Raw genomic sequence first — 5,022 nt, 5'->3', positions numbered from 1 at the left:
GCCCCCCCCGCCAGGGGGGGCCCCCCGCGCCCCCCCCCCCCCCCCTCTGCCGTACGCGTCAGTCGTTGTTCCAGAACGGGTAGTTGCCGGTCGAGCGCAGGATCGCCCCGCCGATGATGTTGATCACGCCGAACGCGATGGCGAGGTAACCGAGCAGCGGCGACTGCCCGTACCGCCGGGCGTCGCGGATGGACAGGTAGCCGAAGACGATGCCGAAGATGCCGCAGCAGATCAGCCCCAGCACGATGCCCAGCACGCCCCAGAGGGTGGTTCGGTCGCGTCCCTGGGCCGGTGGTGGTGGGGGAGGCGGGTATGGCGTCGTCACAGCTTCCTCCGAGCGGTCATGGGCGACGTGCCGGCCCGTACCGCGGCCGGCGGGCCCGTCCCGGGTGGCGGCGACTCGCGCCCCCTCAGGGCCGAGGCTAGACCGGCCCGGGTGGGCAGGACGTCGGTTCGGTGAACTCGCCGACCTTAGGAGGGGTTAACGGACTGCCACCGCCCGCGCGACGTGCCAGAGTAGAGCGGATGTCCCCCGTCACCCCTGACCGTCCCAGCCGTCCCGGCGGTGTGAGCGCCGACGACCGGCCGGTCGACCGTGCCGCACCGGCCCGGCGGGTGCCCGCGCCTCGCGCTGGTGGGTCGCCGCGCGGGCGGGCGCCACTGCCCGTCGCCGCCGGGGTGGCCGCCTGCTGGGCCGCCGTCACCTCGTACCTGCCGGTCGCCATCGTGCTCGGCCTGGTGCAGCTCGGCGCGGATGGCACCACAGTGACCGGCACCCTGCGCACCGCGCTGGCCGGCTGGCTGCTCGGGCACGGCGTGCCGTTGCACACCGAGACCGGGCCGCTCGGGCTCGCCCCGCTGGCGCTGACAGTGCTCGCGCTCTGGCGGCTGAGCCGCGCCGGCGTGCACGTGAGCCGCGCGATCGGTGCCCGCGACACCCGCTCACCGCGCCGGGCACTGCTCGCCGCGGTCGCTGTCGGCATCGCGTACGCGCTGCTCGGCGCGCTCGCGGCGGTGCTGGTCGGCACCGGCGGGCCGAGTGTGTCGCTGATCCGGGCGGGCGCCACGTTCGCTGCGGTCGGCACGCTCGCCGCGCTGGTCGGCGCGGTCCGGATCACCGCCGTGACCCGGCTGCTCGTCTCCCGGCTCCCGAGCCCGGTGCGCGACGGCGTTCGCACCGGCCTGGTGGCCGGGCTGCTGCTGCTCGGCGCGGGCGCCGGAGCGGCCGGCCTGGCGGTGGCCACCGGTGGCGGCGATGCGGCCGACATGATCGGGGCGTACCGGACCGGAGTCGCCGGGCAGGCCGGCATCACCCTGGTCAGCGTCGCGTACGCGCCCAACGCGGCGGTCTGGTCGACCAGTTACCTGCTCGGGCCGGGGTTCGCTGTCGGAACTGACACAGCGGTCCGCACCAGCGAGGTGTCGATCGGCGCGCTGCCGGCCGTGCCGCTGCTCGCTGGCCTGCCGCGCGGCCCGGTGGACGGCTTCGGTGCCCTGCTGCTCGCGGTGCCGGTTCTCGCCGGGATGGTCGCCGGTTGGCTGCTCGCCCGGCGAGTGGCTCGACTCGCCGGGCCGGAGCGGGCTGCGCAGCGCTGGGCCGTGTTGCTGACGCCGGCGGTGCTGGCCGGGCCGGTGGCCGGTGTGGTGCTCGGTGCGGCAGCGGCGGTCTCCGGTGGGCCGCTCGGCGCCGGCCGACTGTCCCAGGTCGGGCCGGTGGGTTGGCAGGTCGGGGCGGTGGCGGCCGGTGTCATAGCGGTCGGCGCGCTGGTCGGCGCTGCCGCGACCCGGGCGCTGACCCGCGGGCCCGCGCAGTAGACGAGCGCGGGGCGCCCCGAGTGAAACCGGAGCGCCCCGTCGAATCCGAACCCGTCAGGGCTGGGTGGGCAGGTTGACCTGCGCCACCACGCTCAGGATGAGCAGCAGGATGCCCAGCCCGACGCCGACCGCGCCGCAGATCAGACCGGCCTTGGCCTGGCCGGCGTTGTTGGCCTGACCCTGGGCCACCTTCTGCTTGGCGAGGTAGCCGGTCACGATGCCCGCGATGCCGACCGGGATGCCCAGGTACAGGCAGCAGACCAGCGGGATCGACGCGATACCGAGGATCATCGACACCAGGCCGAGGGTGTTGTTCTGCCCCTGCGCCTGCGGGTACCCGGCGTTCGGGTAGGTCGGGCTGGCGCCGTACGGGGGCTGCTGCTGCGCGTACGGGTCGTTCGGCTGCTGACCGTACGGCTGGCCCGAGGTGGGCTGCTGGCCGTACGGGGCCTGCGGCGCGGCGTACGGGTCGTTCGGCTGCTGACCGTACGGCTGGCCGGAGGTGGGCTGCTGGCCGTACGGGGCGGCCGGCGGCTGGGGAGCGGTCGGGTCCTGGTTGGGCTGCTGGCCGTACGGGTCCTGACCGGGGTTACCGGGCTGCATTCGAGAAGCTCCTTGGACTGGTTCCGTCAGTTGGTGCTCTTATTTCCATCCATGATCGCGGTCAGTCCTCCCAAAGCCCAGTACAGCAACAGGACGACATGTCTCCCAAAGCAGGCGAAAAGCTCCTAGTCGACCGCTTCGCGTGCCGGATCAGGGGCGGTGTGTGGGCCGGTGCGGCGTTCGGCCCGAGCGAGCGGCAGCGTACCGGGTCGACGCACGTCGGCACTGTCGAAGATCGGCGTGCCGCCCAGTCGAAGGGCGTCCCTGACCTGCCCGATAGGGTGGCCCGGTGACCGAGCCCGCGCCTGTCGCCCGCATCGTCGTCCTCATCTCCGGCTCCGGGAGCAACCTTCAGTCGCTGCTGGATGCCGCCGCCGACCCCGCGTACGGCGCACAGGTCGTCGCGGTCGGCGCGGACCGCGACGGCATCGCGGGCCTGGACCGGGCCGACGCGGCGGGGGTGCCCACCTTCGTCGAGCGGGTCCGCGACCACGACACCCGGGAGGACTGGGACCGCGCGCTCACCGCGCACGTCGCGAAGCACCAACCCGACCTGGTCATCTCCGCCGGTTTCCTCAAGCTGGTCGGCCCGCACTTCCTCGCCGCCTTCGGCGACCGCTACCTGAACACCCACAACACGCTGCTGCCGGCGTTTCCCGGCATCCACGGCCCGCGTGACGCTCTCGCCTACGGCGTGAAGCTCACCGGAGCCACCCTCTTCTTCGTCGACGCCGGCATGGACACCGGGCCAATCGTCGCGCAGGTCGCGGTGCCGGTGCTGGACGACGACGACGTCGACACGCTCACCGAGCGCATCAAGGAAGCCGAGCGACGCCAGCTCGTCGAGCAGGTCGGTCGGCTGGTCCGCGAAGGCTGGACCATCACCGGAAGGAAGGTCACGGTTCCGTGAGTCCCACTCAGGACGGGCGCCGCCCGATCAGGCGGGCGCTGGTCAGCGTCTACGACAAGACCGGGCTGGCCGAGCTGGCTCAGGCCCTGCACGCTGCCGGTGTGGAGATCGTGTCCACCGGCAGCACGGCGGGCACCATCGCCGCCGCCGGGGTGCCGGTGACGCCGGTGGAGACGGTGACCGGGTTCCCCGAGGTGCTCGACGGCCGGGTGAAGACCCTGCACCCGAAGGTGCACGCGGGTCTCCTCGCGGACCTGCGGAAGGACACCCACGTGGCGCAGCTCGACGAGCTGGGCGTGGCGGCGTTCGACCTGCTGGTCTCCAACCTGTACCCGTTCCAGGCGACCGTCGCCTCCGGCGCCGACGTCGAGGAGTGCGTGGAGCAGATCGACATCGGCGGCCCGGCCATGGTGCGCGCCGCCGCCAAGAACCACGCCTCGGTCGCCGTGGTCACCGACCCGGCCGCTTACCCGGCGCTGCTCGGCGCGCTCGCCGAGGGTGGCTTCACAGTGGCCCAGCGCCGCGCGCTGGCCGCCCGGGCGTTCGCCGACATCGCCGAGTACGACGTGGCGGTGGCCCAATGGTTCGCGCAGGAGCTGGCACCCGCCGACGACTCGTGGCCGAAGTTCGCGGGGCTGGCGCTGCGCAAGTCGACAGCGCTGCGCTACGGCGAGAACCCGCACCAGCCCGCCGCGCTCTACACCGACCCGGACGCCCCGGCCGGGCTGGCCCAGGCCGAGCAGCTGCACGGCAAGGAGATGTCGTACAACAACTACGTCGACGCCGACGCCGCCTGGCGGGCCGCGAACGACTTCGCCGACCAGCCGGCGGTGGCGATCATCAAGCACGCGAACCCGTGCGGCATCGCGATCGGCGCGGACGTCGCCGAGGCGCACCGCAGGGCGCACGCCTGCGACCCGGTGTCGGCGTTCGGCGGCGTCATCGCGGTCAACCGGCCGGTCTCGGTCGAGATGGCTAAGCAGGTCGCCGAGATCTTCACCGAGGTGGTGGTCGCCCCCGGCTTCGACGAGGGCGCGGTCGAGGTGTTGCAGGGCAAGAAGAACATCCGACTGCTGCGGGCACCGGCCTGGACGCCGGCGCGGGTGGAGTTGCGCCCGGTGACCGGCGGCGTGCTGGCCCAGGTCGCCGACCGGGTGGACGCCCCCGGCGACGACCCGGCGAGTTGGCAGTTGGCGACCGGCGAGGCCGCCGACGAGGAGCTGCTGCGGGACCTCGCGTTCGCCTGGCGGGCGGTCCGCGCGGTGAAGAGCAACGCGATCCTGCTCGCCAAGGACGGCGCCACCGTCGGTGTCGGCATGGGTCAGGTCAACCGGGTCGACTCGGCGCAGCTCGCTGTCACCCGCGCCGGCGCCGACCGGGCCCGCGGCTCGGTCGCCGCCTCGGACGCGTTCTTCCCGTTCGCCGACGGCCCGCAGATCCTCATCGACGCCGGCGTCCGCGCCATCGTGCAGCCCGGCGGCTCCATCCGTGACGAGGAAGTCATCGAAGCGGCCAAGAAGGCAAACGTGACGATGTACCTGACCGGAACCCGCCACTTCTTCCACTGACACCGAGGGCTCCGACCTCGTCGATCATGAAGTTATTGCCCCGACACGCCGAAATTGGGGGCGGTATAGTAAAAAAAAAAGGGGGTGGGGTGGTGTGGGGGTGGGGGGGGGGGTGGGGGGGGGTGT

5 protein-coding genes are annotated in these 5,022 nt (G+C 73.1%); 3 read left to right on the top strand and 2 right to left on the bottom strand.

The window, feature by feature from the left end:
- Nucleotides 1-58 precede the first annotated feature (58 nt).
- Nucleotides 59-325 (bottom strand): hypothetical protein, encoded by a 267-nt coding sequence (locus AB0B48_RS08180; protein ID WP_091406354.1) that lies wholly within the window; start codon nt 323-325, stop codon nt 59-61.
- Nucleotides 326-525: 200 nt separating this feature from the next.
- Here AB0B48_RS08180 and AB0B48_RS08175 point away from each other — a divergent pair, with 200 nt between their 5' ends.
- Complete coding sequence (locus tag AB0B48_RS08175; RefSeq protein ID WP_357197708.1) at nt 526-1,815, top strand: DUF6350 family protein; 1,290 nt, start codon at nt 526-528, stop codon at nt 1,813-1,815.
- A 54-nt stretch (nt 1,816-1,869) separates the two neighbouring features.
- On the opposite strand, the gene AB0B48_RS08170 is transcribed toward AB0B48_RS08175, so the two are convergent.
- Nucleotides 1,870-2,418 (bottom strand): DUF4190 domain-containing protein, encoded by a 549-nt coding sequence (locus AB0B48_RS08170; RefSeq protein WP_357197705.1) that lies wholly within the window; start codon nt 2,416-2,418, stop codon nt 1,870-1,872.
- Between the two features lie 289 nt (nt 2,419-2,707).
- Between AB0B48_RS08170 and purN the strand changes: the two genes are divergently transcribed.
- Complete coding sequence (purN, locus tag AB0B48_RS08165) at nt 2,708-3,328, top strand: phosphoribosylglycinamide formyltransferase (RefSeq protein WP_091406347.1); 621 nt, start codon at nt 2,708-2,710, stop codon at nt 3,326-3,328.
- Nucleotides 3,325-4,896, top strand: a complete 1,572-nt coding sequence (gene purH / locus AB0B48_RS08160) for a bifunctional phosphoribosylaminoimidazolecarboxamide formyltransferase/IMP cyclohydrolase (RefSeq protein ID WP_357197702.1) — start codon at nt 3,325-3,327, stop codon at nt 4,894-4,896. Before purN ends, purH begins: the two co-directional genes overlap by 4 nt.
- Nucleotides 4,897-5,022: the final 126 nt, after the last annotated feature.

Source organism: Micromonospora sp. NPDC049089, from assembly GCF_040648775.1.
Lineage (GTDB): Bacteria > Actinomycetota > Actinomycetes > Mycobacteriales > Micromonosporaceae > Micromonospora.
This window is presented reverse-complemented; position numbering and strand designations above follow the sequence as displayed.

What these genes read in the sequence shown, in the direction of transcription:
- AB0B48_RS08175 (WP_357197708.1), top strand. Translation starts at nt 526, where the DNA reads ATGTCCCCCGTCACCCCTGACCGTCCCAGCCGTCCCGGCGGTGTGAGC.
- AB0B48_RS08170 (WP_357197705.1), bottom strand. Translation starts at nt 2,418, where the DNA reads ATGCAGCCCGGTAACCCCGGTCAGGACCCGTACGGCCAGCAGCCCAAC.